The organism is Clostridioides sp. ES-S-0108-01 (genome assembly GCF_020662285.1).
Classification (GTDB): domain Bacteria; phylum Bacillota; class Clostridia; order Peptostreptococcales; family Peptostreptococcaceae; genus Clostridioides.
In genome coordinates this window covers 88,487-115,234 of sequence record NZ_JADGMN010000001.1, presented here as the reverse complement: position 1 = coordinate 115,234, position 26,748 = coordinate 88,487, and the positions used below count along the sequence as shown (strand labels likewise).

Sequence of the window (26,748 nt, the reverse complement as noted above, 5' to 3'; positions counted from 1 at the left end):
TCTACTCCTCTTTAAACCTCATAACACTTTGATAAAGTATCAGTTAATTTATTTTTGTACTCTTCATATTTTTGACTTCCTCTAATTCTAGGTCTTGGAATATCTATATTTATGTCATCAATAATTCTTCCTTTATCTCTCGACATTACTATAACTCTATCACTCATATATACAGCTTCATCAACATCATGAGTTACCATTAATGCAGTTATTTTCTTTTTTATCCATATTCTTTCTAGTTCTTCTTGTAAGTTTTGTCTCATTTGAAAATCCACGGCTCCTAATGGTTCATCCATTAGTAACACCTCAGGATTACATGCTAAAGCTCTTATCATGGCCACTCTTTGTTTCATTCCTCCTGATAATTGATGGGGAAACAGTCTTTCTTTTCCTTTCAAGTCTGACATAACCAAAAGTTCTTCTAACATTTCTTCTCTCTTTTCCTTTGGTATTTTCTGCTGTTTCATAGGAAATAAAACATTGCCTCTTATAGTTTTCCAAGGAAATAAAGCATAATTTTGGAATATAAAAGCTCTATCTATACCTGGTTTTTTAACTTTTTTATCATTTATAAAAACATCTCCACTTTCTGATTTTTGAAATCCACCTATTATAGTAAGTAGAGTAGTTTTTCCACACCCTGATGGACCTAAAAGGCAAACAAATTGACCATTTTCTATATCCATACTTATATCTTCTAAAACCTTTGTATGTACTTTATTATTTACAAATGTTTTATTTATATCTCTTACACTTAACTTCATTAATCTGCAAACCTCCATCTACAAAGGATTTTATTTATAAACTTTAATACTCTATCTATTATAAATCCTATTAAAGCTGCAAATATCATAAGCCCAATTAATACATCTGTATGCATTAATGTTTGAGCTTGTACCATTGAGTAACCGAGACCGGCACTCGTAGCTATGAACTCTGCTCAGATAACAGACATCCAACCTGTACTTATAGCTATTCTCGAACCAGTTAGTATATCAGGAAGAGACGCTGGTACTATTACATTTGTAAATATCACAACTGGTGATGCCCCCATACTTCTAGCTGCATTATAATAATCTTTTGATATTGCTCTTACACCTTGGATAGTATTTAAGATTATAGGAAAAACTCCTGAAAAAGCTATTAAAAATATTGTTGGACCATCTCCTATACCAAACCATACTATAGTAAGAGGCACCCATGCCATTATAGGAACCTGTCTTACAGAATCTACTACTGGAGATAAAACTTTTTCAAAAGTTTTAGAAAATCCCATGATAAACCCTATTGAAAGTCCAAATAATAGTGCGTACATAAAACCTTTAAGTACTCTCTGTAATGTTATAAAAAGATTAGTAACTGTCTCTACGTCTGTTATGCAATAAAAGAAACCTTTTATCACATCTATTGGCATTGGAAGTAATAAAGAACTTCCTATATCTTTTGCTGTAAAATGCCAAACTGAAAATATAATGACTAAGAGTATTATCTTGTATAAAATATCCATACTACTATCAGATTTTTTCTTAGTTAATCTATCTCTTTTATCTTTAGAAATTTTAATTTCCAATTTCTTATTTCCTCCATATCTATATTTCTTATATTCCTGTACTCTTTTAATGCTTTCTTAAATGTAGCTTTATTCTTTAAAGCATCAACACTTTTATTGTAAAGTGTTATAAAGTCAATATATGCTTTACTTTTTTTAAACTCTTTACTTACAACTAATACATAGGTATCATAATCTCCTAATTTAGTTGTAGATTTTCTTTTACCCTCTAACCCAATTGACTTTATACAATCTATTACAACACCATCTACTAAATTACTTTCTAATCCATATGCTAGTGCAGTCCCTAATAAGGGAGCTACTTCCACATTCTTGTAGTATTTTTTAACCAATTCTGACTGGTAATCTCTATTTTGAATGACTCCCATCTTTTTAGGATTATTATCACTTAATAGAAATATATCAGAATTTTGAACTACAGTACCAACAATTTCAAATCCACTATTTACATTTACATATTGTTTTGCAGCATCTTTACATATAATTGCTATATCTATTTCCTCTGAACTCAGAGCCCATTGCATTGTACTTGCTCAGCAATCATTAATTGTAAAAATATCCATTATATCACTTACTTTTATATCTTCAAAGTAGTCTCTATTTACCATATAATTTATTACAAAACCAGAGGTATCATCAGATACCCCTATTCTTAGTTTTCCCTCTATTTCTTCTTTATCTTCAAAATTAAAAAATATTATAAATATACTTCCCAAAACAATAATAAAAAGTATTATTATATTTTTTATATTCTCCATTTATTTATAATACCTTTGCTTTCCAATCTTCATAACTCATACCTTCAGGAAACTCTGGACTAACTTTTTCTTTTATAAATTTATCAAAATCATCTGCTCCACAAGAATCCAATAAACTTGTATCAATTGTATCTTCATATTTAGGTATATCATCTAATGCTTTTAAATCTTTATACATTTGTAAATTATTTTTATATTCTTCTCCTGTAACTTTCCAAGTAAGCGTTCTACCTTCTCCAACTGTCTTTTTATAAATAGTTCTAAGTGCAACTTCTTCTTCTACATTATAATATTTTGCAAATATCTTAGCAGCTTCAGCTGGATTTGTATATATGTATTCTATTGCTTTTGTATGAGCTAGAACCAATTTTTTTGCTAAATCTGGATGTTCTTTTATAAAGTTTTTGTTTAATGAGAATGAACAACAGTTATATTCTTTACTATTAACTTTTTCTTTATATTGAGTAGATGCTATTATTTTTCCTACACCATCATTTTCAGCCACAGAACCCCAAGGGTCACAAGATGTAAAAGCTTGAATTTTCCCAGTTTTAAGAGCTAAATATTTATCTTTGTCTGAATCCATATTTACAACTTCATATTTTGATGGGTCAGTTGGTAGACCTGTTTCTGGACCATAATCACTTGTCCATAAGAAATCACTCATATCCGTTGCAATTTTTTTACCAATTAAATCTTTAGGTTCTTTTATATCTTTTGAAACTATTAAATATTCAGAACCACCAGTATGATTGTTAGCTGCTATTGTTATTGGTGAACCTTTAGGTATTGCTCCAACTAAACCTTTAGTTCCTATGTAACCTGCATCCATTTTTCCTGCTGCCATAGCTTCAGGAACTTTACCATTTCCAACAGTTTTTACATTAAGGCCTAAGTCTTTATATATTCCTGCTGCTTCTGCTACTGGTCCAGCAGTCATATGGTCACAGTTATAATACCCTACTGTTATTGTATAATCATCCTTTCCAACTTTTGCTTCTTCTTTCTCTTTTGGTTTACTACTACAGCCTGTTAGTATAGATGCCCCCATTACACTAACTAAAATTAATGCTTGAACCTTCTTAGATACTCTCACCTAAATTTCCCACCTTTTATGTATTATTTTTATTTTTAACAACATTTGTCCATATCTTCCCCAAATAAATCAACAAATTTGTTGCCTTCTACCCTGTAAATTGCATACCCTACATTACCATTCTTAGAACCTGACACTATTACTTCTACTGGTAGCTTATCATCAATATTTTTAAAAGTTATAGTTTGATTCTCTATAGGTGCTGGTATTGGTTTTGTTATATAATGACTGTTTTTGTCAGAAACTACCACTACCATTTCATTTGAATTATTACCTTTTTTATATATAACTACTAAATCTTTTTTTCCATCATTATTTAAATCTTCTTCAGCATAAGTTATTATATCTTCTTTATAATTTTTTCTAAAATACTCTAATGTTTCTTTATTCACATTTGGAATAGAGGCATCTTCTTCAAGGTTATCATCCACCATTTTTGATAAAACTATTAATACGGCTACTATACAGGATATTATAACTATCTTTTTAAGCATGATTTCCTATGACCTCTTTCATTTTTGGTATTATTGATTTAAATGCAAATAAAATAATTACAATCGTGCATACATATTCAAAACGACCTGGTATATTTAACATTAGTTTATTCGCCAACTGTATTGAAGAATTTGTTGTGTCTAAATTTACTGAATTGTTATTTACTAAAAGTAGATTTGTTATGTATCCAATTACTATTGAACATAGTGTCAAAGTTACTGAATATATAATAACAGTTCTTTTCCCAATAAGTTTAAATATACTTATAAGTTCTGGTAAATTTGTAGCTGCTCCAGCTATTAAAAATGTTATCGCTATCCCAGGAGATGCTCCACTTGCAACGAGGGCTGCTATAAATGGAATATGTCCTACAGCACATACATACATAACACATGCAAGTATTGTTATACTTCCAAGAGACAACAATCCTGGATTACCTAAATATCTTTGAATTATACTATTTGGAAAAATCGCTGTTATAAAGCCTGCAAAAATCATTCCCATTACTACATATTTACTAATGGTAAGAGCTAACTCACCAAAAGACCATTTAAGTCCATCAATCATATTTTCTATAAAACTTCTCTTTTCTTCTTCTAATTCTATTACATCTTCGCCTGAATCATTATGCAAATATAATTCTTCTTTTCCAAAACAATTTCCTAAAAATCCTACTAAAAATGGAACTAAAAAACCAGCTATTAGATAAATAATTGTAATTTTAGGTCCTAAAAGACCTAGACAAAGAACTACAGCTATTGGATTTATTATTGGAGTTGATGTCATAAAAGCAAGTACTGGTCCTAAGTATGCTCCTGAATAATACATACTTATACCAAGTGGGATTACCCCACAGCTACATATTGGTAAAAACATGCCTGAGATAGTACTTTTAATCAAAGAAGAAAATTTCTTATTTCCAAGTTGTTTTTGAAACCTTTTTGGAGTTAAAACATTGTGGAGTATACCTGCCAATATAAAACTTATCATAAGCCATCCTGATGCTCCATTCAATGTAGCTATAGAAGCTACTATAGTCTCTTTAACTCCATTTAAAACAATTTCTAATATGTTCATTTTTGCTACTCCTAATTTTTAAACTTTTAACTGTTATTTATAGCTTCTACTATTGCCTTTTCAATTGTATCTTTATTTAATCTATCATATTTTTTTTTCTGATTTATTATTAAGGTCCCTTTTGTTATAATTCCATATTTTTTTACATATGAAAAATCTTTGCCTGCTTGATACAGTTTCACTTCCAATTTATCAGTATACTTTTCTGACATTTTTTTTATAAACACTCCATGCTCATCACAAGATGGTCAAGTATTTATAAATTCAACTAAAACTTTAGACATTTGTTCATCCCCTACTCAAACAATTTATCCTTGACTTAAAATAATCCACAGAAAATAAGTTTTCCCATGGATTGTATACCAAACTGCTTTATAATGTTATGACTTGGTCTACACCTGCACTACCTAAACAAGCATATAAGTTTGGAAAGCATCCAATCGTAGCCCCATCAACCAAGTTATTCTCTATACCTCTCTCTATAGCACATTGGTCACAAGCCATTATTATCATATCCGTTTTTTTATGTAATTCACTTAGTTTTTCTCCTATTGGATTTCCTTTAGATAAGAATAATGTATTATCCATAAAGAAAAACATCCCTAGAACATCTACTCCATGAGTTCCTTGTTCTAATTGTGGTATTATCATTTTGTCTAAAATCTTATGTACATTAGTACTATTAAAGATATATGCTACTTTCATTTTTATTCCTCCATCCATTTTTTTCCTAAATTTTATACAAATTTTTACATATACAATTATATTATAAGTTCTTCTGTATTTATATGTAAAATAGATAATAGCTATATCATTAAAAGTATATATAGTATTTATCTATATTTATTAAGTTATTGATTAACGTTTTTCTATTCTTATTAATTTTAATAAATAAAAAATAGACTTCTTAAATTTATTAAGTAAATTTAAGAAGTCTATTTTAATTAAATTTATATCAATATAAAATTTATATATTTCTCAGATTTTTCATACTTATATCGAGAGCTTTGACAGAATGTGTAAGTGCTCCTACAGAAACAACATCCACACCAATTTTTCCTATAGATTCTATAGTCTCTAAATTTACATTTCCAGAAAATTCTACAATTGCTCTTCCATTTATAATATCTACTGCTTGTTTTGCCATTTCTAAGCTCATATTATCCAACATTATTATATCTGCTTTGGCTTCTATAGCTTCTTTTACCATATCTAAAGTTTCCACTTCTACTTCTATTTTTCTGACAAAAGAAGTGTTATTTCTAGCTAATTCAACTGCATTCTTAACGCCACCAGCAACCCCAATATGGTTGTCTTTAAGCAATATTCCATCAGATAAATTAAATCTATGATTGCATCCTCCACCTACTTTAACAGAATACTTATCTAATATTCTAAGATTAGGTATCGTTTTTCTACTATCTAATAACTTTGTATTTGTGCCTTCAAGCTTTTTGACATACTTACTTGTAACAGTGGCTATACCGCTCATTCTCTGTAAATAATTTAATGCTACACGCTCTCCTACGAGTAAGTTTCTAGTATTGCCAGTTAATACAGCTATCTTTTCACGATTCTTTACCATATCACCATCATTTTTATATAATTCTACATCTACACCTCCAAGTATATCAAAAACTCTCTTAAATACGCCTAGACCAGCTATTATGCCCTCTTCTTTACAAATTAAATCTACAGTAGATTTAGAATTTTTATCTACAATAGAATTAGTTGTTATATCTTCACTTGGAACATCTTCTATTAAAGCATCCTGTATCATTCTATCAATAATCAAATAATTCATCGCCAAAATCCTCACTTGTTCTTTCAATTTCTTTTATAACTAATATTTTATTCTCTTTTTTTATCTGTTCTATATCTATATTCATATCTGGTGTATCTATAAATTTAACTTTTATATTATCTATAGCTGAGTTTATATTTTTAGCTGCTCTCTTTGAAAATACAAGCCCTTCAAGTAATGAATTACTTGCCAATCTATTTGCTCCATGAACACCTGTACAACTAATTTCACCAACTGCATATAAATTTTCCATAGATGTTTTTGAATCCAAATCTACATGTATCCCACCCATAAAATAATGTTGTGCAGGAGATACCTTTATATATTCTTTGGTTATATCTATTCCTCTAGCTAAACATTCATTGTAAATGAAGGAAAACCTATTAATTAAATACTCATTATCTAGATGCGTTGCATCTAAATACACATAAGGTAAATTATCTTTTTCCATTTGTTCAAAAATTGCTTTTGAAACTACATCTCTAGGAAGAAGTTCATCTACAAATCTTTCTTTATTTTTATTTAAAAGCCTAGCTCCCTCCCCTCTTAATGATTCAGATATAAGCATTCTCCTACCTTCACTATTCTCTTCATAAAATGCTGTAGGATGTATTTGAATATATTCTAAATTTTCTATTTTTATATTATTTCTTAAAGCTATTGCAATTCCATCACCTGTAAGGTGTCTTTGGTTAGTAGAATTTTTAAAAAGCCCACCAATTCCACCTGTGGCTAAAACTACTATTTTTGAAAAAACATGAATCTCTTTTTTAGACTTAAAAATTCTAGCTCCGATACATTTATTGCCATCTTTTAATATATCCAAAAGATAGGCATTTTCTATAAGAGTTATATTTTCTCTAGTTTTAACTTCTTTTAATAAAGTCTTAAAAACAACTTCTCCAGTATTGTCCTTGCTATGAACTATTCGATTTACACTATGAGCTCCTTCTCTTGTGTAATCTATCTCTCCGTTTTCTTTATCTAAATGCATACCATACTCTACTATCTGACCTACATTTTCTATAGATTCATCTGCAAGAACTTGGACTGCTTCAACTCTATTTTTATACTGTCCAGCCTTCATTGTATCTTCTACAAAAGACTCTATATCATCAATATTTCTAGCAGTTGAAATTCCACCTTGTGCAAGATATGTATTGTTGTTTTCAATTGTTGATTTCGATACTACTAACACATTTAAATTTTTATCTAAATTTAATGCACAATATAATCCTGAAACGCCACTTCCAACTATTAAAACATCTTGTTTTAAATTCATAAGTCTATCCCTCTATCCTTCTGCTAATTGGTGCATGTTAAGCAGTGAATTTAAAGCCTTTTCCATAATTTTGTCTTCTACAATAACTTCATTTTCCATATTTTTAAGCGTACTGTATAGATTTTCTAATGTTGTCTTTTTCATATCTGTACATAGTATTTTCCCACCAGGAATATAAAAGTTTTTATTAGGATTCTTTTTCTTTAATTCGTGCAATATACCTTCTTCAGTTGCTATTATAAAATCTTTATTTTCACTATTAGTAGTATACTTTATTATTCCTGATGTACTACCTACATAATCTCCTAAATCTCTTATTTCTTTTTTACATTCTGGATGTACCAATACTTCTGCATCCTTATACTTATCTTTTAATTCAATTATTTCTTCAGTCTTTATATTGTTATGGTATTTACAATATCCATCCCAAAATATAAAGTCTTTATCTGGAAATTTCTCTGCAATATATCCTCCTAAATTTTTATCTGGAAGGAATATGATTTCTCTATTATCTATGTTTTCTAATATTTTAATTGCACTAGACGATGTAACTGAAACATCACAATGCGCCTTAACTTTAGCTGTAGAGTTTATATAACATACAACCAAAGCATTTGGATACTGTTGTTTTAGTTTTATCACACCTTCTTCATCTACCATATCTGCCATAGCACACCCAGCATTACTTACTGGCATCAATACAGTTTTTTCAGGTGATAATATCTTAGCACTTTCTCCCATAAATCTCACTCCACAAAATACAACCACTTCTTCTTTACAGTCTCTAGCAATTTCACTTAAATAATATGAGTCGCCAACTGCATCTGCTAATTCTTGTATTTCTGGTGGTTGATAAAAATGGGCAAGTATTATTGCATTTTTTTCTTTCTTTAACTCTTTGATTTGATATGTTAAATCTTTATCCATAATTGCACCGCTTTCTATATGTACTAGTGTATATACACCTGTAAACTCATTATATCACTTGACTATTTTTTCTTCAAGAATTTTAGAACTCTTAATATTGTTAATATATAGATATTTACAGTATAAATTAATCTCTATTTTTCCTTACCTATTTAAAATATTTTTTATATTTTTTTTAAAATATTACCATAATTTTATTTGTATTCTTTATTACTATAATATTGAAAATTTTGCCAAATACATGTATACTAAGTACATGGTTATGTATATGTATTTATTTATGAAATTATATTAGTTTTAGTATTTTATAGAACTTGTAGGTTTTCTAGAATTAAATTTTATGTAAACCTACACATTTAGATGATATATATACAGAGTCCAAAATTTTTTATAAATGGGGTGATATTATGACAACATTCTTAATCGGCTTGGCTATATTACTAATAGGAGGTGTTTTATACGGTGCTTATTGCGAAAAAGTATTTGGCCCAGACGACAGAAAAACACCTGCACTTGCTCAAAGCGACGGAGTAGATTATGTTCCAATGAAAAAATGGAAAAATAGTCTAATTGAGTTGCTTAATATAGCTGGTACAGGTCCAATTCTAGGACCTATCCAAGGTATATTGTTTGGTCCAATAGCATTTATACTAATACCTATTGGCTGTGTATTTGGAGGAGCTTTACATGACTATATGAGTGGAATGATTAGTATAAGAGAAAAAGGATCACAGATGCCTTCCCTTATCAGTAGATTTTTAGGTAACAAAGTATTTCAAGTCTATAATATATTCCTTTGTCTTTTAATGCTTTTAGTTGGTGCAGTTTTTATTTACACACCTGGAGATTTAGTTGTTACTCAAATCTTAAATATGAAATCAACTATAAATAATCCAGTTGTCTGGATAGTTTACGGAATTATCTTTCTATATTACTTATGTGCAACACTATTTCCAATTGATAAAATCATAGGAAAAATATATCCAATATTTGGAGCTATCTTACTTTTATCTGCTATTGGTGTTGGAATCGGTATATTTACACAAGGTTATGATCTAGCTAATCTAAGTCTTGCAAATTGGAAAGGTATTCATCCTGACGGAATTCCTCTTATCCCTACATTCTTCGTTACAGTTGCTTGTGGTATAGTTTCTGGATTCCACTCAACTCAAGCTACTCTTATAGCAAGATCAGTTTCAAGTGAAAAAGAAGGAAAAGCTACTTTTTATAACATGATGATTTTAGAAGGTCTAATTGCAATGATTTGGGCTGCAGCTGCTATGGGTATTTATAATAAAGGAATACCTAAGGAATTAATAGGTTCTCCTGATGTAATAGGTTTAGTTGCAAGAGATTTACTTGGCTCTATTGGTGGTATCATAGCCATAATAGGTGTTATTGTTTTACCAATAACTTCTGGAGATACAGCTTTAAGATCTTTAAGATTAATGCTTGCAGATTACTTTCATTATGACCAAAAGGAAAAGAAACATCGTGTTATATTATCAATCTGTATATTTATTCCTGTAATAGCCATCCTCGTATTTGCAAAGCTTAGTGCTTCTGGATTTAATATATTGTGGAGATACTTCTCATGGAGTAATCAAACTATAGCTATATTTGCATTTGCAATGATTACAGTTTACCTTATAATAAAAGAAAAGAATTATATTATAAGCTTAATTCCAGGTATGTTTTACTCTTTTGTTATATTCAGTTATATATTTAATGCTCAAATTGGATTTAACTTAAACATAAATATATCATATGCTTTAGCTGCTATATTTACTGTATTATATGCTGTCTTAACTGTACGCTCTGGTAAAAAGTTAAAAAGCAAAGCAGATACTAAATTAGCTGACTAAAAATAAATAAAATCACATTTAAATTAAATTAAAAAAAGTAACGAAAAAGAGGTTTTCTCAAGTTAGAGATTGACCTCTTTTTCATTTAATACAGCAATAAATATTTAAGTGTTTCCTCTTTATTGGAATATTTATCCTATATTTATAATATAAATAAATAAAAGTTTTAAAACAATCTATTTATTTATATACTTAAAATAAATTTTTTTGGAGGAATACTTATGAATAATAAATTATATGAACTTGAAAAAAATCTACCAGAAACATCTTGCTCTTTTTGCACACATCTTTCATTTAAGGGGCCTAGCCTAGACTATAGATATGATATTAGATGTGTTATTTCAGATACAAAACCTGACTTTAGAGGATGTTGTGAATATTTTGAACCAGAATATACAGAGTTAAATACAGGAGATTTAGACAATCTATACATAAACTTTCTTGAGACATGCCTCAAGGTAAATTATAATGATTACATCAATTCTATGTACTGGAAGTTATTTAAGGAAAGAACTTTACTAGAAAATAATTTTAAGTGTTCTATATGTGGCTCAACTGAAAATGTTGATGTGTATCATGTTAATAAAAATTTAGGAAGGGAAACTTCCAAAGATGTAGTTGTTAAATGTATTAAATGTAATTGTAAATAAGTGTATAAAATTTAAATAACTTCACATAATAAGTTTAAATAAAACTTAGGAGGTTATTTATGAAAAATAATAATTTAAATTGTGCTGCCACTAATTGTGCTTATAATACTAGCGGATACTGCTATGCTGGTAGCATAAAAGTAGACGGAAAGCAAGCAACTACTACAGAAAATACTTATTGTGCTTCTTTTGAAGACAAATATACGTCTGGAATAACTAGTCGTTCTAATGAAACTAACCAAGTTGATACAGATAACATTTATTGTGAAGCTGTAAAATGTAAATACAATAAAAATGAACTTTGTAAAGCTGAAAAAGTTCATATAAATGAAAAAAATGCAAGTTGTGAAACTTTTGAAATGAAGTAAATTTCTTTTTATTTAACTTTATAGTATTTACAAAAATCAAAATAGAACCTATCAAATAGACGTCTTTATTAATGATGTCTAATTATAGGTTCTTTTTTAAAGTAAATCATAATCCATATATACAAATAAATTATTATTTTATATATTACCTAGAGGTAAATTTAACACCTAGAATATCCATAAGGAGCATGAATATTGGAACTCCAATTAATAATCCCCATACACCTAAATAGTACTCTCCTACAAGTAAAATAATAAAAACGAGTAGAAAAATATTAAAAATAACTTATTAATTTTTCATAAAACAATATTAAAATTTGAGAGTCACTATTTAAAATCCATACTTCAACTGCTAAATGGTAATAACCTTCTTCAATAGAATTACCTCTTTTTATAACCTTTCCTGTTTTAACTCCATCGGAATTATATAAATCCCATAATTCCATTTCAAAATCTCCTTACATTTACTATAAATTAGATAAACTACAAATATATTTTAGTATAATTAGTTCTGCTCATTTTTTATTGCAATACCTGATTTACATTTACGTTCCTCACTTTTCTTTTCCTTCCACTCTCTTATGTCATCTATAATAAATCTATGTTTCAGCGACTTTGTATCAAATTTAAATATTCTAAACACTATTTGTAATACATATCCTAAGCCTAAAGCACTTACAAGCGTACCAATACCTACAGAACCTCCTAATAACCAACCAACAATCAATGCTAGTATTTCAAGAATTGTTCTGACAAGACGTACAGATTTATTGGTTCTTTTCTGAAGAGCAATCATAAGCCCATCTCTCGGTCCACTTCCAAGACAAACACCTAAATATAGAAAGCTTGCTATAGCTGCCAAAATAATTCCTATAACAACCATAAATACACCTACATAAGTGTTACTTGCGTGAGGTATCGCTCCAGAAAATATTACTAAATCAATAAAAATCCCTATAAATGTCATGTTAAATAGTGTACCCCATCCTATATTTTCACCAAAAACTGCATCCAATACAACGATTATAACTCCTACCATTATAGAAGCCTGACCTATAGTTATACCTAGTTTTATAGATAAACCTTGATGAAGTACATCCCAAGGCATAAGGCCTACATGTGCATTAATCATAAGCACAGAAGAAATTGCAAATATAAAGAAACCCGAAAATAATCTTATCATACTTTTTAAATTTATTTTTCCCATCAAAAATCACTCCTCATAATAATAATAACAATAAATACCAATAAAATATATATATAAATACGAAATTTTACAGAATTCTTCATTAGCTTAAGATAAAATTTTAATTATAAAAAAGTGGCAATCCACATTTTATACATTTTCACCTATACTCTAAGCTTTTGTGTATAAAAACGGATATACCACTTTTTTAGTATATAAACATTTTTAGTTTTTCTTATTAATTTTCACTGTAAACTCTAGCTTCTTCTTCTCCATTTAGTACTCTTAAAGTTCCAAAAGCAAGCGATTCTAATTCATTTTCTCCTGCCATAATTTCTACAGGTGCTATAAATTCAACTTTCTTTTTAACCATTGAGGTAAACATTTCAGAATATGCAATTCCACCTGTTATAATTATAGCATCTACTTTTCCATCTACTACAGTTGCTAGTTCTCCAATACCTTTTGCCAATTGATAAGCCATTGCTTCATAAATAATTTTTGCTTCTTTATTTCCTTCTGCTATCATTTTTTCAACTTCTCTAGCATCTACAGTATTTAGATATGAAACTATACCACCTTTACCTCTTATCTTTTTAGTCATTTCTCTTTCTGAATATTGACCTGAATAACAAGCAGACACTAATTTTGTAGCAGGTACTCTTCCTGACCTTTCTGGAGAAAATGGCCCTTCATCATCAGATAGCATATCAACCATTCTTCCTTTTTCATGAAGATAAATACTTACTCCTCCACCAATATGAGCTACTATTAAGTTTAAGCTCTTATAATCTTTTCCATTATCTTTAGCATATTTTAAAGCCATTGCTCGAGTATTTAATGCATGCCCTGCACTTGCTCTATCCATCCCACAAAGCCCAGATATTCTTGCTACATCTATAAGCTCATCTACTGCAACAGAATCATAAATATATGAGTTTATTCCAAGAGGTTCTGATATTGCATGTGCCACAACAGCGCCTAAATTTGAAGCATGTTCAAGCACCGGTCTATGTCTAAGTACATCAATCATTTCTTCATTTACTAAATACGCTCCTGATTTTACTGGTGGTAAAACTCCACCTCTTCCTACTATTGCACTAAGAGACTTTAAATCTATACTATTTTCTTTAAGAATATTCAAAACTGCTTCCTTACGCATTTCAAATTGGTCTTGTATAGTATTATATTTTGCAATTTCTTCAGCTGGATGGTCTATTGTCTTCACAAGAATTTGTTCTTCTCCATCATATACTGCTATTTTTGTAGAAGTAGAGCCTGGATTTATGGCTAATATTCTGTAAGTCATAATTTTCTTCCTTTCACCTTAATTTCTATAGTCTACTTATATCTATTATAAACTATTTGCTAACCATTTCCATGCCTTCATGGAAAGCTTTTATATTTAATTCAACAAATTTTGGTTTAACATTTTCACTTATAATTTTTTCCCAATCAATAGACTCTAGTTGCATAGATTTAACTAGACATCCTAATAAAATAACATTCATTATTTTTGAATTTCCTAGCTCTTCAGCTTTATCAGCTGCATTTATAACTTTTGCATTTAATCTATTTAACTCTTCATCTATATCACTTTCTTGATATTCAGCTCCTCCGATTAAAACAGTCATAGAATCTATTCTATGATTATTTACTAAAGCTTTTCCTTCTGGTTTTAAATAATTGAACCATCTTAAAGCTTCCATTTTTTCAAAAGATACTAATATGTCTGCTCCACCAATTTCTATAACTGGAGAATGAACACAATCTCCATATCTAACTTGTGAAGAAACTGAACCTCCTCTTTGACTCATTCCATGTATTTCACTCATTTTTACATCGTATCCAGCTTCCATCAATCCCATAGTTAATAATTTACTAGCAAGTATAGTTCCTTGACCTCCTACACCTACCAAAAGTATACTCTTAGTCATATTATTTTTCCTCCTTAACTATTGCTTGTTTTGGACAAACTTGTGAACATACTCCACATCCTACACACTGATTTCTATCTATATTTGATAATTTATTCTCTTTATCAAATGATAGAGCTGGACATCCAGTTTTCAAACATAATTTACATCCTATACATTTATCATAGTCAACCTTACACTTAGTCTTAAATGGATTATTAAACTCTTCTATATCTTCTTTAGAGAATTTTTTAAGTACACATGGCCATCTTGTTATTATTACTGATGGTTCATCTTCTATCGCTAAAGCCCAATCTAGTGCTTCATTTACTTCTTTTAAATTGTTAGGGTCTATAACTCTTACATGTTCTATTCCACAAGCTTTAACTAATCCTTCTATATCAACTTCTTTAGTTTTAGCACCTTGTAAAGTATATCCTGAACCTGGGTTTTCTTGGTGACCTGTCATTCCAGTTATTCTATTGTCTAATATAACTGATATAGAATTACCTCTATTGTAAACTACATCTAAAAGTCCATTTATTCCTGTATGGAAGAATGTTGAATCTCCAAGTACACCTACTAATCTTTTTTCATTACCATCCTTCATATTAAGAACTTTTTGAGCTCCATGTGCAGTTCCAAAAGCCGAACCCATACAAACAACATAATCTATTCCATTATATGGAGGAGCAAATCCAAGAGTATAACATCCTATATCTCCACCAACTATTAAATTTTTTCTCTTTCCAAGCTCATAGAAGAATCCTCTATGTGGACATCCTGCACAGAAACTCGGTGGTCTTGGTGTTACTAATTCAGATTTGTATTCTATAGTATCATTTGTTTTTCCAAATATAGCTTTTCTTAAAACATCTGGTGTCATTTCTCCATATGGAGGTATTACATCTTTTCCAATACAATCTATTCCATACGCTTTTATTTGTTCTTCTATAAATGGGTCATTTTCTTCTATAACATATATTTTATCAACTTTATCTGCAAATTCTTTTATTTTTTCATAAGGTAGTGGATTTGTAAATCCTAACTTCATATATGATGCATTTTTTCCAAAGACTTCTTTAGCAAAATTACAACACATACCTGAAGCTATAACACCTATTTTTGTATCATTTATCTCATAGTAGTTTAAATCAGTTTCATTTGAGAATTTTTTAAGAGTTTCCATTCTCTCTTCAACAACGCCTCTTCTTATTTGAGCATTTGCTGGAACAGTTACCATCTTCTTAGCATTTTTAACATACTCTTTAATTTCAACTTCTTCTCTATCATAGCATTCTACTAATCCTTTTGAATGACAGAGTCTTGTTGTAACTCTATATAAAACTGGTGTATCATATTTTTCACTAACTTCAAAAGCTTCTTTTATCATATCTTTAGCTTCTTGGCTAGTTGATGGTTCAAATAGAGGTATCTTTGCAAATTTTGCATACATCCTATTGTCTTGCTCATTTTGAGATGAATGCATTCCCGGTTCATCTGCTGTAATAAGTACCATACCACCATTTACGCCTGTATATGCATAAGTAAATATTGGATCAGCTGCAACATTCACACCAACATGTTTCATAGAAGCCATTGTTCTTGCTCCTGCAATTGAACCCCCTATAGCAGCCTCAAGTGCTACCTTTTCGTTTGGAGCCCACTCTGCAACTATCGCATCTTTATATGTTGCTATATTTTCTAGTATTTCTGTACTTGGAGTCCCTGGATATGCAGATGCATATTTAACACCAGCCTCATAAGCTCCACGTGCAATTGCTTCATTACCTGTCATCAATTGTTTCATATAAAATTCCCTCCATCTACAATTATTAAATTCATAGTCCACCCAATTTGTTCAATGAAATTAATTATTTATTTTTACTTCTAAACTATCAAGTACTTCTTTTATAATACTTGGGGCTTTCTTACATTTTCCTTCTGAAACTGCACAAACTGCAAATCTTATGCCCATTTTTAATGGAACTGCAAATAAATTGTGTTTAGTCAATTCTTCACATACTTCTCTTGGATTATCACATGGTATACTTACAAAGAATCCTGCTATATATGGAAGAATTTCTAAGCCTACTCTTTCAGCTTCTTTTACAAATACATCTGCTCTTCTAGTTAGCATTTTTTTGTATATTTCTTTTTCATCTTCATATTCTTTGAATTTTTTAGGGTCATTTACAATGTTAGATAATACTGCCATGGCACTTCTATTACAATTTGACCAGTTTGCTCTACATGAATGAACACATGAATAATAGAACTCTTCAGCTACATCTTCACTTGAAGATATACAAATTATAGCCCCCATTCTCATACCATAAGCTGTAAATCCTTTTGACATACTGAACCCAACCAATACAAGAACGTTTTCAGGAAGATTAGAAAACTTCTTAAAAAACTTTCTACAGACATCATCATCACCTGCAAAGTCAATATATGCTGAATCTACGAAAAATATTATCTTTTTATCTTTATCTTTTGCAACTTCTTTTGATAAGTCTAATATTTTATCCCATTCATCATCTGCAACACTATATCCAGTTGGATTGTGAGCTGGTGTGTTTATAATTGTAAAAACTCTATCTTGTTTTTGAGCTATATTTACAAAATTTTCTTTGAATGACTCAAAATTAAACCTTCTATTTTCATCAAACAGCTGGTAATTAACTACTTTTCTATTAGCTTCTTCAGCTATACTTACATATGGACTCCAGAACCAATCAGATGTTAAGACCTCATCTCCTTCATTAGTATAGTTCCATACAGACAATTTTATTGCACCACTTCCTCCTGGTGAAGCTAATACTCTTATATGTCCTTCTGGTAAGTAATCTCTGAAAAATACTTTTTTAACTGCTTCTAAGTACTCTGGTTGACCCTCAAGAGCCGCATATGCACCTATCTCACAGTTATCTAATGCTTTATATTCTTCATATACAGTTTTCATTGTTATTAATTTTCCTGAGTCATCCATTAGAGCACCTATTGTTGCATTTATTACATTATCCATACCTAAAGTCTTCTCTACTGCTTGAGCTCTACCAGATATGCTAAATATAACATCATTTTCTTTTGGCCATATTGCATGCTTGCCAACCATACTTTGACTCATACCATCACCCCTAAAATTGTATTTACTCTTGCATTATATATTAAGCAATTACCATGCCAATAAAGTTTACTTTAGGTAAAACTGATTTTGTTTAGAATTCTGATTTTTTTCATTATTAAATTAAGTATTTTTGTTGTTTTTCTTATAAATATATATGCTTGTCTAAAAAAACAAAAATTTGCAAAAAAATAACGTTAATTTTTCTTAACATTTGTTTAAAAAAATTAACATTACTTTCAAAATAATCTATATGTAGTTATATCTAAATATTTTTGTTGTATTTTTTCCATAAAGATGTCCTACTTATTCCAAGAACTTGTGCAACTTCATTTTTAGAAAGTCCCTGAGCAAAAAGCATGCTTATTATTTTTTCTTCAACATACTTATTTACTTCTTTTATATCTATACTTACCTTACCATCATTTATCTTACTTATATCTATAGACTCATCTTGGACTTCTACACTTGCTGTCGTTTCAGAATTAAATTTGTCTATCTCAGAACTAGGAAGTACTTTTTTAGTTTTAAAATTTCTATCTTGTCTTAATTTAATTTTACCTGTCACAACATATTTTTGAGCTATTGTCTTTAGCTCTCTTACATTTCCAGGCCAACTATAATTATATAGTTTATCCATTTCATCTTTAGTCAAAACAAAATTTTCATCTATGCTGTTTATTCCATTAAGACCATCATCCTTTAATACTTCATTTACAAAATTTTTAAACAAAGGTATTATATCTTCTCTTCTATCCCTTAGAGGAGGAATCTTTATTTCCAAACTACTCAACCTATAAAATAAATCTGCTCTAAATGTACCCATAACTATTTTTTCAGTCAAAGATTCATTCGTTGCTGCAATAATTCTTATATCTAAAGGTATTATATAATCAGAACCAATTCTCATTATTTGGCGTTCTTCTATTACTCTTAATAGTTTTGTCTGAATATTAAAAGATAGGCTGTTTATTTCATCTAAAAAAAGTGTCCCCCCATGAGCAAGTTCAAACAACCCTCTTTTTCCACCTTTTCTAGCACCAGTAAATGCACCTTCTTCATATCCAAAAAGTTCACTTTCAAGCAAGTTCTCTGCTATAGTAGCACAGTTTATGGCAACAAAAGGTCTGTCTTTTCTTTTACTTATATTGTGTATACTGTGGGCTATAATTTCTTTACCAGACCCACTTTCTCCATAGAGTAAAGTTGTATAGTCGCTTTTTCCAATTTTCTTAGCTTCTTCAATAAACTCTTTAGTTAATTTATCTTTAAATAAAAAATCATCAAAAGTATATCTAGCATAGAGACCTTTTTGATTTAAATCAAATCTTATTTTTCTTTCTAAGTTTTGTAGCTTAGTTATATCTTGTATTATCCCTAAAACCCCGTAAGTACTATTATCAACTTTTATCAATGTCGTTCTAGTATTAACAATTAAGTTATTTATATTTCTTATCTTTCTATCTTCTACATCCTCTTTTTCATGTAAACAATCTAACATCCACTCCATTTTTGGGAACACATCTAGTATGTATTTATTGAGTGCACATTTTCTCTCTACTTTAAGCATATTTTTTGCACTTTCATTGTACAAAATTATACTACCATTACTATCTATCGCAATTACTCCATCTTTTATACCATCGAGTATATTTCGCAACACTTCATTATTAAATTTTTCTTCACCTAATGTATCCAATAATTTCTTACAATACTCAACAGCTTCTCTTATAGATTCATCACTAGCAGTTGCAAATACACTATCAATGCCATATTGTCTTGCAAAAGAACAAGCTAGACCTCCACCTACGATTACTACTTCATCTTTTTGGTCTATATATTTTACAACTTTACTTCTTATCTCATACTTAGATTCAAACCATTCTTCAGTTATTTCAGTACTTATAACATTTCTCCAGCCAACATAATCAAAAGAAACTTCGTTATCCCCAAGAATTAATACTACTTTTTTAGAATACTGTTTTGCTAATTCTATTGCCCTTAAGAGGTCAGTTGATTTCATATTCATTGGTATAACAGGTACATTTACTGTATCTATTACTAGACTATAACCTCCACCTCTACCAATTATAGCTTGAGCACCTTTTTCAACAAGTATACGTCCTTGATTTTCCATTAAGTCTAGATTAAGTATGTCAATTATTATAGTTCCATTTTCTACATCTTCTCTATATAATTCTTCTATTCTCTCTTTTAATTCAATATCAGAGGCTATAATTCCTATTTTTTTTCGCAACAAAATCACCTCAATTTTAAATTATAGTATCTCTATCATAGATTGCTCTACATTCTGGACATTACCATTTTCTTATACCTAGGTTATTTACTACTGGATTTTTATAACCACACTCTGAACATAACTGACTAGATGCAAGATTCTTATCTTACACTATAACTTCTCTACCATACCATTTGGTTTTATATTCTAACATTCTTCTAAACTCAGACCAACTTACTTCACTTATAGCTTTCTCTAGCTTATGATTTTTCACTATATTATTTACCTATAAATCTACAATAACTATAACTTGGTTTTCGCTTATTAGTTTAATTGATAACTTGTAACTCGCCTCCGACTTACATTATCTCACAAATTTAGTAATTTTCCATACTATTTTAAAAAAAGTCCATGTCTCAATTTAGAGATTTCTCTTAAATTAAGACATACTTTATACTAAACTATACAATTTTCTATCTGAACTATATAATCCTGACAATTCTCACAAATTATCACACTTACAATATAACTATTATCAACCTTATTTGCCCTTGATAATTTATTAAAAGATAATCCTTTATAATCAATAGATATATTACTTATTACGTATTCTCCATCTTTACTGAAAATATAAAAATGATATTCTAAAAATGGAAAGAATTTTTTCTTTTCTTTTACTCCTTCTAAACACAGTGGACATGCTTCTTGATAATATTCTATATCAAAATCAACTTCTTCTGCTTCATTAAGTATATCAATTATTTTTGAAATACTTACTCCTTGAACTGGATTTTCTTCATCATTTATTAAAGCGCTACAGTTATCCTCTTTTAATAAATATTCCTTATCATTATATATAAATTTGTATAAACTCATATTATATCCTCCTTATAATTATTAATCCCCAAGTTATTCTACCACTTAAACAAACTTAATAAAAGTAATTGTTTATAATCTTTCCAATTAATTAAGTCATATATACAAATATTGCTATACATCTAACTTAATTCTTTTAAAATCCAAGTTTGCGTTTTAAGCATCCAGTTTCCCAAAACCTATTGTCAAAACTTAATTTAACTATTAATATAAGGATATAAATATAGAACTGTATAGATGTGACACACTTAACTATTTAATATGATACGATTTAGTATCTAAATTTATATATTGTATATAGGGGGAGATATATATGTATAAAGATAAGAGTGATGAGTGTATGCACCTAATGACTGCATACATTGATAGTCTAAGTGGATATTATTCATTTATTGACACACAGCTAGAGGATTTTATGGTTAGATATGGTGAAAATATTGTTGATTCAAATTTACACAGCATAATGAAGTTACTCTGTAAGTGGGGATTATCCTAGCATTTTAAGAAACTTTTTTGTATATTGTATTCCATATTATTTATTCATTAATAAAAAAGATTGACACAAACTTAAAGGCTATATATAGAATTCTCTAAAAATCTATATATAGCCTTTTTAAATTTTCTCAAAATGTATACTTAAATAAATTAATTTTTTCTAAAATTTACCTATCTCATATGCTATAATTTAAGTATCTACAAGAATAAAAATATCTAATATGTATTATCTAGTTTAACTCATCATAATATCACCTCTACATTTACAATTAAGATATTTTCAACATAGTAATACTCAATTTTAATATTATGAAAAGGAGAGTTTTTATATGAATTATAATGACCTGCTAAAATCAGCCAGAGAAAACTTTAATGGAACATGTAAAGTATGTAAAATTTGTAATGGATTAGCTTGTGCTGGAAATGTTCCTGGTATGGGTGGTAAAGGAAGTGGCTCATCTTTTATTGAGAATAGAAAGAGTCTAGAAAAAATAAAGATAAATATGAGAGTAATACATAATGTTTCAAATCCAGATACATCTATAGAATTGTTTGGTAAAAAAATGAGTTCTCCTATATTCGCTGCACCCATATCAGGTACTATATTGAATATGGGCGGTAAAGTTTCTGAAAAAGAATACATAAAACCTGTTGTTAGAGGTTGCTCCAATTCTGGAATTTATGCCATGGTTGGTGATACTAATGTAGATACTTTTTTATTGGATAATTTAGATGTATTAAAAGATAATGGTGGAGATGGGATTGTATTTATAAAGCCTTGGAAAAATTCAAAGATAATAGAAAAGATTAAATTGTCTGAAAAAGCAGGTGCTTTTGCAGTTGGTGTAGACCTTGATGCTTGTGGATTAATCAACAAACAGCATCAAGAAAATCCTTTTTCTCCTAAGACAATTGATGAAATTGGAGAATTGGTTGAGTCTACTAGATTACCTTTTATTATAAAAGGAATTATGACTGTAGATGATGCTTTGATGGCTGTAGAATCTGGTGCCAGTGCTATTATAGTTTCAAATCATGGTGGAAGAGTGCTTGATTATACTCCTGGTACTTGTGATGTACTTCCAGATATAGCTAAGGCTGTAAAGGGAAATATAACAATACTTGTTGACGGTGGTGTTAGAACTGGTATTGATGTTGTTAAGATGCTTGGTTTAGGTGCTGATGCTGTTTTGATAGGGAGACCTTTTGTTACTGCTTCTTTTGGTGGTGGTATTGATGGTGTGGAGTCTTTTATAGACAAGATTAGAAATGAGTTGTGTGAGACTATGATTTTGACTGGATGTCAAAATGTTAAGGATATAGATGGTAGAGTTATATGGAAATGATTGATACTTAATGTAAATTGTTAATATTACTTTATACAACTCAATAATTTAAAAAGAAATAATAAACCTATAGGTTTATTATTTCTTTAATTTACCTTTATGGAAGTCTTTTTGCTGCAGCTTCCCAAGTTTGTTTCCCTACAATTCCATCTTGTGTTAAACCAAGCTTACCTTGCAATTTCTTCACTGCATTATATGTATTACTTCCAAATTGGCTATCAGGTTTAATATCAGTATTGGCTATTTCATTACATAAAATCTGAACTAAATGTACAGGATTCCCAGATTGAACATACCCATAACCTACGGTAACACTTGTACTTACAGTATAGTTCTTACCATTTCCAAGAACTCTAAAGTAACCATTTTTATTATACTCAATATCATACAAACTTCTAACATCTTGATATTGGTCTAAATCATAAGCACTTGCATTTGAATCAGGTACAAAAATTAAGTTATCTGGAGAAGGATTTATATTAAATTCCTCACAACTCTTCTCATAATCTTTCTTAACTTCTTCTGGTGCATTTTGATAAGTAAATTCATAACCTGATACCATAAATGATTTTACATCAGATTGTTCATTTTCTACCTTTACATAGCTAGAATTTTTATTGTCTGAATTTGCAAACACAATATTACTAAATGCAAAAGTTAGACAACTTGCAATTACTAAAGTTTTTGTTATTTTTTTCAATCTTTTACCCTCCTTAGTGTTTTTATTATAAAAATATTAAATATAAATATTTACTTTTAAACTTAATATTTTGAATAGATAACTTTACGATTTAATACATTATCACCTTTAGGCTTGGCTTTTTTATCATTGATAATTCCCATTGTTCCTAAAGTATTAAAATTATCAAAACTAATTTTTTCAATATTAAAATAGGTTATTGAATACATACAAATTAAAATTAACGCTATTAGAATACCACTTTTACCTTTCTTCTTAACAATACTATCCAGTCTCTTTTCTAAATTTGTTTTATTGAACTCTGTTGTTAAAATCCTACTTTGATAATTTTTACTTAACTTAATTGACTTTATAAGTGCTAACGCATATTCTTTCTTATCTTTTAAAGAACAGTTATTTAAAACACTTTCATCACAACATAATTCACAGTCCAAATTTACTCTATAGCTCATTATATAGACAAGTGGATTAAACCAATATATTATTTTCACAAACAACATTAGAAACTTTACTAGAATATCCTTGTTTTTAAAGTGCATTAATTCATGCTTTAAAATCCAAATTAATTCATCTCTACTATAAGAATAGTTTGGTAAAAATATGTATGACTTGAATAATCCCATACCTGCTGGACTTATCAATTCATCAGAACCTCTTAATATAATCTTCTTTCCTAAATTTAACTCTTTTAACAGACTTTTATATATATAATTTATATCATCATCTTCAATCTCATAAGATACATCAACAACAAAATCTTTAAACCTCATATACTTTATAAATGTGTAAACTGCTATAAATATAGTTACAATTATCCATAAACATGCTAGATAAAATATGAGATTATTATCTATAGAAACATTGATTTGTTCAATATTTTTTTCAAAAAAATTACTTTTAGATTTTTTTACTTCATATGTTATTGTATAACTAAACAGAAAAAATAACATTCTAAAGATTATTATCAACCAAATATAATAATTAAATTTATTACTAAAATTCTTAAACAAATATTTTTTTAAGAATAATAATATACAAATACTAATACTACATATAATAGTTGACTGTATAAGTTTTTCAAAGATATATAACATATAATTGCTCATCCCCTAGATTATAAAATATCTTTTTAATAGATACAGCTTATATCTTCTTTTCATGTAATACTTAAGTTCAACATTTCAAAAATTATTATATATTACTTAAGAAATCCTTTTAATTTGATATTTAAAAATTTCTTTTGTTTAATGATTATTGTATAAGGTATACGAATATATGTTTTTTGAGTATACAAATTTTCTTACTGTTCTTTATAAAAAACATTAAATATAAATATTTACTTTTTAATTTAGTATCTTGAATAAATAACCTTACGATTTAATACATTATCACCTTTAGGCTTAGCTTTTTTATCATTGATGATTCCCATTGTTCCTAAAGTATTAAAGTTATTAAAACTGATTGTTTCAAAATTAAAATAGGTTATTAAAGATATACAAATCAGAATAAATGCTATGAAAATGCCATTTCTACCTTTTTTCTTAATGATACTATTAAGTCTCATTTCTAAACTGGTCTTATTAAACTCTGTTGTCAAAATACCACTATTATAATTCTTACTAAGCTTAATTGACTTTATAAGTGCTAATGCATATTCTTTCTTATCTTTTAAGGAACAATCCGTCAAAACACTCTCATCACAACATAATTCACAATCTAGATTTACTTTACTGCTCATTATATAAACAAGTGGATTAAACCAGTATATTATTTTGACAGACAACACTAAAAACTTTATTAGAATATCTTTGTTTTTAAAATGCATCAATTCATGTTTTAAAATCCAAGTTAACTCATCCTTACTATAAGGATAATCTGGTAAAAATATGTATGACTTAAATAATCCCATACCTGCTGGGCTTATCAATTCATCAGAACCTCTTAGCTCAATTTTCTTTTTTATGTTTAATTCTTCTAATAAATTTTTATAGAGATAGTTTACATCATTATCCTCAATATCATAAGATACATCAACAACAAGATTTTTAAACCTTGTATACTTTATAAATGTATAAACTGCAATAACTATTGCTACAAATACCCATAAATAAGCTACATATAGCATAAGATTATTATCTTTAGGAATATCAATTTGTGTAATACTATTTCCTACTGTATTTCTGTTATTCTTCTTTACTTCATAAGTTACAGTATAATTAAATAGAAAAAGTAACATTCTAAAAACTATTACCAACCAAATATAATAATTGAATCTCTTACTAAACTTTTTAAACACATATCTTTTCAAAAATAATAACAGACAAATACCAATACTACATATAATAGTTGTCTGTATAAGATTTTCAAAGATATATATCATACAATTATTCATCCTTCAAATTTTCAAAATAACTTTCTAAAAAGTTCAGCGTGTCTTTACCTATGTTTTCATTATCATGTAATGCTACAATTAAGCTTTTCAAAGAGTCATCATGTATATTAGTTAGGAAATCCTTTGTCTCAAAACTTAAATATTCTTTGTGTTTTATAACTATTGTGTAATGTGTATATCTGTCTATTTTTTGAGCATCTAAAAATCCTCTTTTTACTAGTCTCGATAAAAGTGTCAGTGTAGTAGTTTGTTTCCAGCCATATTTTTTTCCCATAGCTTCAATAACCTCTTTTGATGTCACTGTAGCATCTACTCTCCAAATGAATTTCATTACTTTTAGTTCTGCTTGTGGTATTTTCTTTATCATCATTTGCACCTCCCTCAAAACTTTTACTATCTTAATTCTACAACATGTGAATTTCATAGTCAAACACTTTATGAAAAAAATGTGAATTTTTGTATTTTTTGTTAATTTTCTAATTTATTAAAATATTAAAAGTTAGATTTTAAAATATATTTGCTTAAATATTCTACTTTTTATATATTTAGTTATAATAGTGTAGAATGTTATTTTCACAC

The 26,748-nt window shown here is 28.7% G+C and carries 28 protein-coding genes; 5 read left to right on the top strand and 23 right to left on the bottom strand.

Annotated features, from left to right (window positions below; all coding sequences use genetic code 11):
- Positions 1–11: 11 nt before the first annotated feature.
- From saoA to nadA, 11 genes are all read right to left on the bottom strand, one after another.
- Positions 12–764 carry an ABC transporter ATP-binding protein SaoA gene (gene saoA, locus IR152_RS00580; protein WP_227449903.1) on the bottom strand — a complete coding sequence of 251 codons (753 nt, stop codon included), beginning with the start codon at positions 762–764 and terminating at the stop codon, positions 12–14.
- On the bottom strand, positions 764–1,507 hold the full coding sequence (saoP, locus tag IR152_RS00570) for an ABC transporter permease subunit SaoP (protein WP_413927460.1): 744 nt from the start codon (positions 1,505–1,507) through the stop codon (positions 764–766). Before saoP ends, saoA begins: the two co-directional genes overlap by 1 nt.
- A gap of 23 nt (positions 1,508–1,530) precedes the next feature.
- Positions 1,531–2,319: an ABC transporter substrate-binding (seleno)protein SaoB gene (gene saoB / locus IR152_RS00565; RefSeq protein WP_311315417.1), complete on the bottom strand. Its 789-nt coding sequence runs from the start codon at positions 2,317–2,319 to the stop codon at positions 1,531–1,533.
- A 13-nt stretch (positions 2,320–2,332) separates the two neighbouring features.
- Positions 2,333–3,424, bottom strand: a complete 1,092-nt coding sequence (gene saoX, locus IR152_RS00555; protein WP_227449899.1) for an ABC transporter substrate-binding subunit SaoX — start codon at positions 3,422–3,424, stop codon at positions 2,333–2,335.
- 35 nt (positions 3,425–3,459) lie between these two features.
- The gene (gene saoC / locus IR152_RS00550; protein WP_227449898.1) at positions 3,460–3,918 is read right to left on the bottom strand and encodes a Cys-Cys-COOH (seleno)protein SaoC; all 459 of its coding nucleotides are present in this window, start codon (positions 3,916–3,918) and stop codon (positions 3,460–3,462) included.
- Positions 3,911–4,996: an efflux transporter SaoE gene (saoE, locus tag IR152_RS00545; protein ID WP_227449897.1), complete on the bottom strand. Its 1,086-nt coding sequence runs from the start codon at positions 4,994–4,996 to the stop codon at positions 3,911–3,913. Before saoE ends, saoC begins: the two co-directional genes overlap by 8 nt.
- Positions 4,997–5,022: 26 nt before the next feature.
- Entirely contained in the window at positions 5,023–5,280 is a 258-nt protein-coding gene (gene saoT, locus IR152_RS00540; protein ID WP_243192668.1) for a thioredoxin-like (seleno)protein SaoT, read from the bottom strand.
- An 88-nt stretch (positions 5,281–5,368) separates the two neighbouring features.
- Positions 5,369–5,701 (bottom strand): DsrE-related protein SaoD, encoded by a 333-nt coding sequence (gene saoD / locus IR152_RS00535; protein WP_021385110.1) that lies wholly within the window; start codon positions 5,699–5,701, stop codon positions 5,369–5,371.
- 262 nt (positions 5,702–5,963) lie between these two features.
- Positions 5,964–6,800, bottom strand: coding sequence for a carboxylating nicotinate-nucleotide diphosphorylase (nadC, locus tag IR152_RS00530; protein WP_227449896.1), 837 nt, complete (start codon positions 6,798–6,800; stop codon positions 5,964–5,966).
- Positions 6,781–8,082, bottom strand: a complete 1,302-nt coding sequence (locus tag IR152_RS00525) for an L-aspartate oxidase (protein ID WP_227449895.1) — start codon at positions 8,080–8,082, stop codon at positions 6,781–6,783. The genes nadC and IR152_RS00525 overlap by 20 nt, the downstream gene beginning before the upstream one ends.
- A gap of 12 nt (positions 8,083–8,094) precedes the next feature.
- Positions 8,095–9,009: a quinolinate synthase NadA gene (nadA, locus tag IR152_RS00520; protein ID WP_227449894.1), complete on the bottom strand. Its 915-nt coding sequence runs from the start codon at positions 9,007–9,009 to the stop codon at positions 8,095–8,097.
- A gap of 407 nt (positions 9,010–9,416) precedes the next feature.
- On the opposite strand from nadA, the gene IR152_RS00515 reads away from it, so the two are divergent.
- From IR152_RS00515 to IR152_RS00505, 3 genes are all read left to right on the top strand, one after another.
- Positions 9,417–10,874 (top strand): carbon starvation protein A, encoded by a 1,458-nt coding sequence (locus IR152_RS00515; RefSeq protein ID WP_227449893.1) that lies wholly within the window; start codon positions 9,417–9,419, stop codon positions 10,872–10,874.
- 221 nt (positions 10,875–11,095) lie between these two features.
- Positions 11,096–11,524 carry a hypothetical protein gene (locus IR152_RS00510; protein WP_227449892.1) on the top strand — a complete coding sequence of 143 codons (429 nt, stop codon included), beginning with the start codon at positions 11,096–11,098 and terminating at the stop codon, positions 11,522–11,524.
- A gap of 59 nt (positions 11,525–11,583) precedes the next feature.
- Positions 11,584–11,892, top strand: coding sequence for a DUF1540 domain-containing protein (locus IR152_RS00505; RefSeq protein ID WP_227449891.1), 309 nt, complete (start codon positions 11,584–11,586; stop codon positions 11,890–11,892).
- Positions 11,893–12,167: 275 nt separating this feature from the next.
- Here IR152_RS00505 and IR152_RS00500 read toward each other — a convergent pair whose 3' ends face one another.
- The 8 genes from IR152_RS00500 to IR152_RS00460 all read right to left on the bottom strand — a co-directional run bounded on the left by IR152_RS00500 (position 12,168) and on the right by IR152_RS00460 (position 21,236).
- Positions 12,168–12,338: a hypothetical protein gene (locus tag IR152_RS00500; protein WP_227449890.1), complete on the bottom strand. Its 171-nt coding sequence runs from the start codon at positions 12,336–12,338 to the stop codon at positions 12,168–12,170.
- Positions 12,339–12,397: 59 nt separating this feature from the next.
- Positions 12,398–13,099 (bottom strand): YczE/YyaS/YitT family protein, encoded by a 702-nt coding sequence (locus tag IR152_RS00495; protein ID WP_227449889.1) that lies wholly within the window; start codon positions 13,097–13,099, stop codon positions 12,398–12,400.
- Positions 13,100–13,316: 217 nt separating this feature from the next.
- Positions 13,317–14,387, bottom strand: a complete 1,071-nt coding sequence (buk, locus tag IR152_RS00490; RefSeq protein ID WP_227449888.1) for a butyrate kinase — start codon at positions 14,385–14,387, stop codon at positions 13,317–13,319.
- A 52-nt stretch (positions 14,388–14,439) separates the two neighbouring features.
- A complete protein-coding gene (locus IR152_RS00485) occupies positions 14,440–15,015 on the bottom strand; it encodes an indolepyruvate oxidoreductase subunit beta (protein ID WP_227449887.1) in 576 nt (191 codons plus the stop codon).
- 1 nt (position 15,016) lies between these two features.
- A complete protein-coding gene (gene iorA, locus IR152_RS00480; RefSeq protein WP_227449886.1) occupies positions 15,017–16,804 on the bottom strand; it encodes an indolepyruvate ferredoxin oxidoreductase subunit alpha in 1,788 nt (595 codons plus the stop codon).
- A 60-nt stretch (positions 16,805–16,864) separates the two neighbouring features.
- The gene (locus IR152_RS00475) at positions 16,865–18,124 is read right to left on the bottom strand and encodes a pyridoxal phosphate-dependent aminotransferase (RefSeq protein ID WP_227449885.1); all 1,260 of its coding nucleotides are present in this window, start codon (positions 18,122–18,124) and stop codon (positions 16,865–16,867) included.
- Positions 18,125–18,386: 262 nt separating this feature from the next.
- The gene (locus IR152_RS00470) at positions 18,387–20,387 is read right to left on the bottom strand and encodes a sigma 54-interacting transcriptional regulator (protein WP_227449884.1); all 2,001 of its coding nucleotides are present in this window, start codon (positions 20,385–20,387) and stop codon (positions 18,387–18,389) included.
- 429 nt (positions 20,388–20,816) lie between these two features.
- On the bottom strand, positions 20,817–21,236 hold the full coding sequence (locus IR152_RS00460) for a DUF3785 domain-containing protein (RefSeq protein ID WP_227449883.1): 420 nt from the start codon (positions 21,234–21,236) through the stop codon (positions 20,817–20,819).
- 313 nt (positions 21,237–21,549) lie between these two features.
- On the opposite strand from IR152_RS00460, the gene IR152_RS00455 reads away from it, so the two are divergent.
- Both IR152_RS00455 and IR152_RS00450 read left to right on the top strand, forming a co-directional pair.
- Positions 21,550–21,732, top strand: coding sequence for a hypothetical protein (locus IR152_RS00455; protein WP_227449882.1), 183 nt, complete (start codon positions 21,550–21,552; stop codon positions 21,730–21,732).
- Between the two features lie 328 nt (positions 21,733–22,060).
- Positions 22,061–23,077 (top strand): alpha-hydroxy-acid oxidizing protein, encoded by a 1,017-nt coding sequence (locus IR152_RS00450; protein ID WP_227449881.1) that lies wholly within the window; start codon positions 22,061–22,063, stop codon positions 23,075–23,077.
- 97 nt (positions 23,078–23,174) lie between these two features.
- Here IR152_RS00450 and IR152_RS00445 read toward each other — a convergent pair whose 3' ends face one another.
- From IR152_RS00445 to IR152_RS00430, 4 genes are all read right to left on the bottom strand, one after another.
- On the bottom strand, positions 23,175–23,777 hold the full coding sequence (locus IR152_RS00445) for a peptidoglycan-binding domain-containing protein (RefSeq protein WP_227449880.1): 603 nt from the start codon (positions 23,775–23,777) through the stop codon (positions 23,175–23,177).
- A gap of 62 nt (positions 23,778–23,839) precedes the next feature.
- Positions 23,840–24,883, bottom strand: a complete 1,044-nt coding sequence (locus IR152_RS00440) for a M56 family metallopeptidase (RefSeq protein ID WP_227449879.1) — start codon at positions 24,881–24,883, stop codon at positions 23,840–23,842.
- A gap of 242 nt (positions 24,884–25,125) precedes the next feature.
- Positions 25,126–26,169, bottom strand: a complete 1,044-nt coding sequence (locus tag IR152_RS00435) for a M56 family metallopeptidase (RefSeq protein ID WP_227449878.1) — start codon at positions 26,167–26,169, stop codon at positions 25,126–25,128.
- Positions 26,162–26,539: a BlaI/MecI/CopY family transcriptional regulator gene (locus IR152_RS00430; protein ID WP_227449877.1), complete on the bottom strand. Its 378-nt coding sequence runs from the start codon at positions 26,537–26,539 to the stop codon at positions 26,162–26,164. The genes IR152_RS00435 and IR152_RS00430 overlap by 8 nt, the downstream gene beginning before the upstream one ends.
- Between the last annotated feature and the right edge of the window lie 209 nt (positions 26,540–26,748).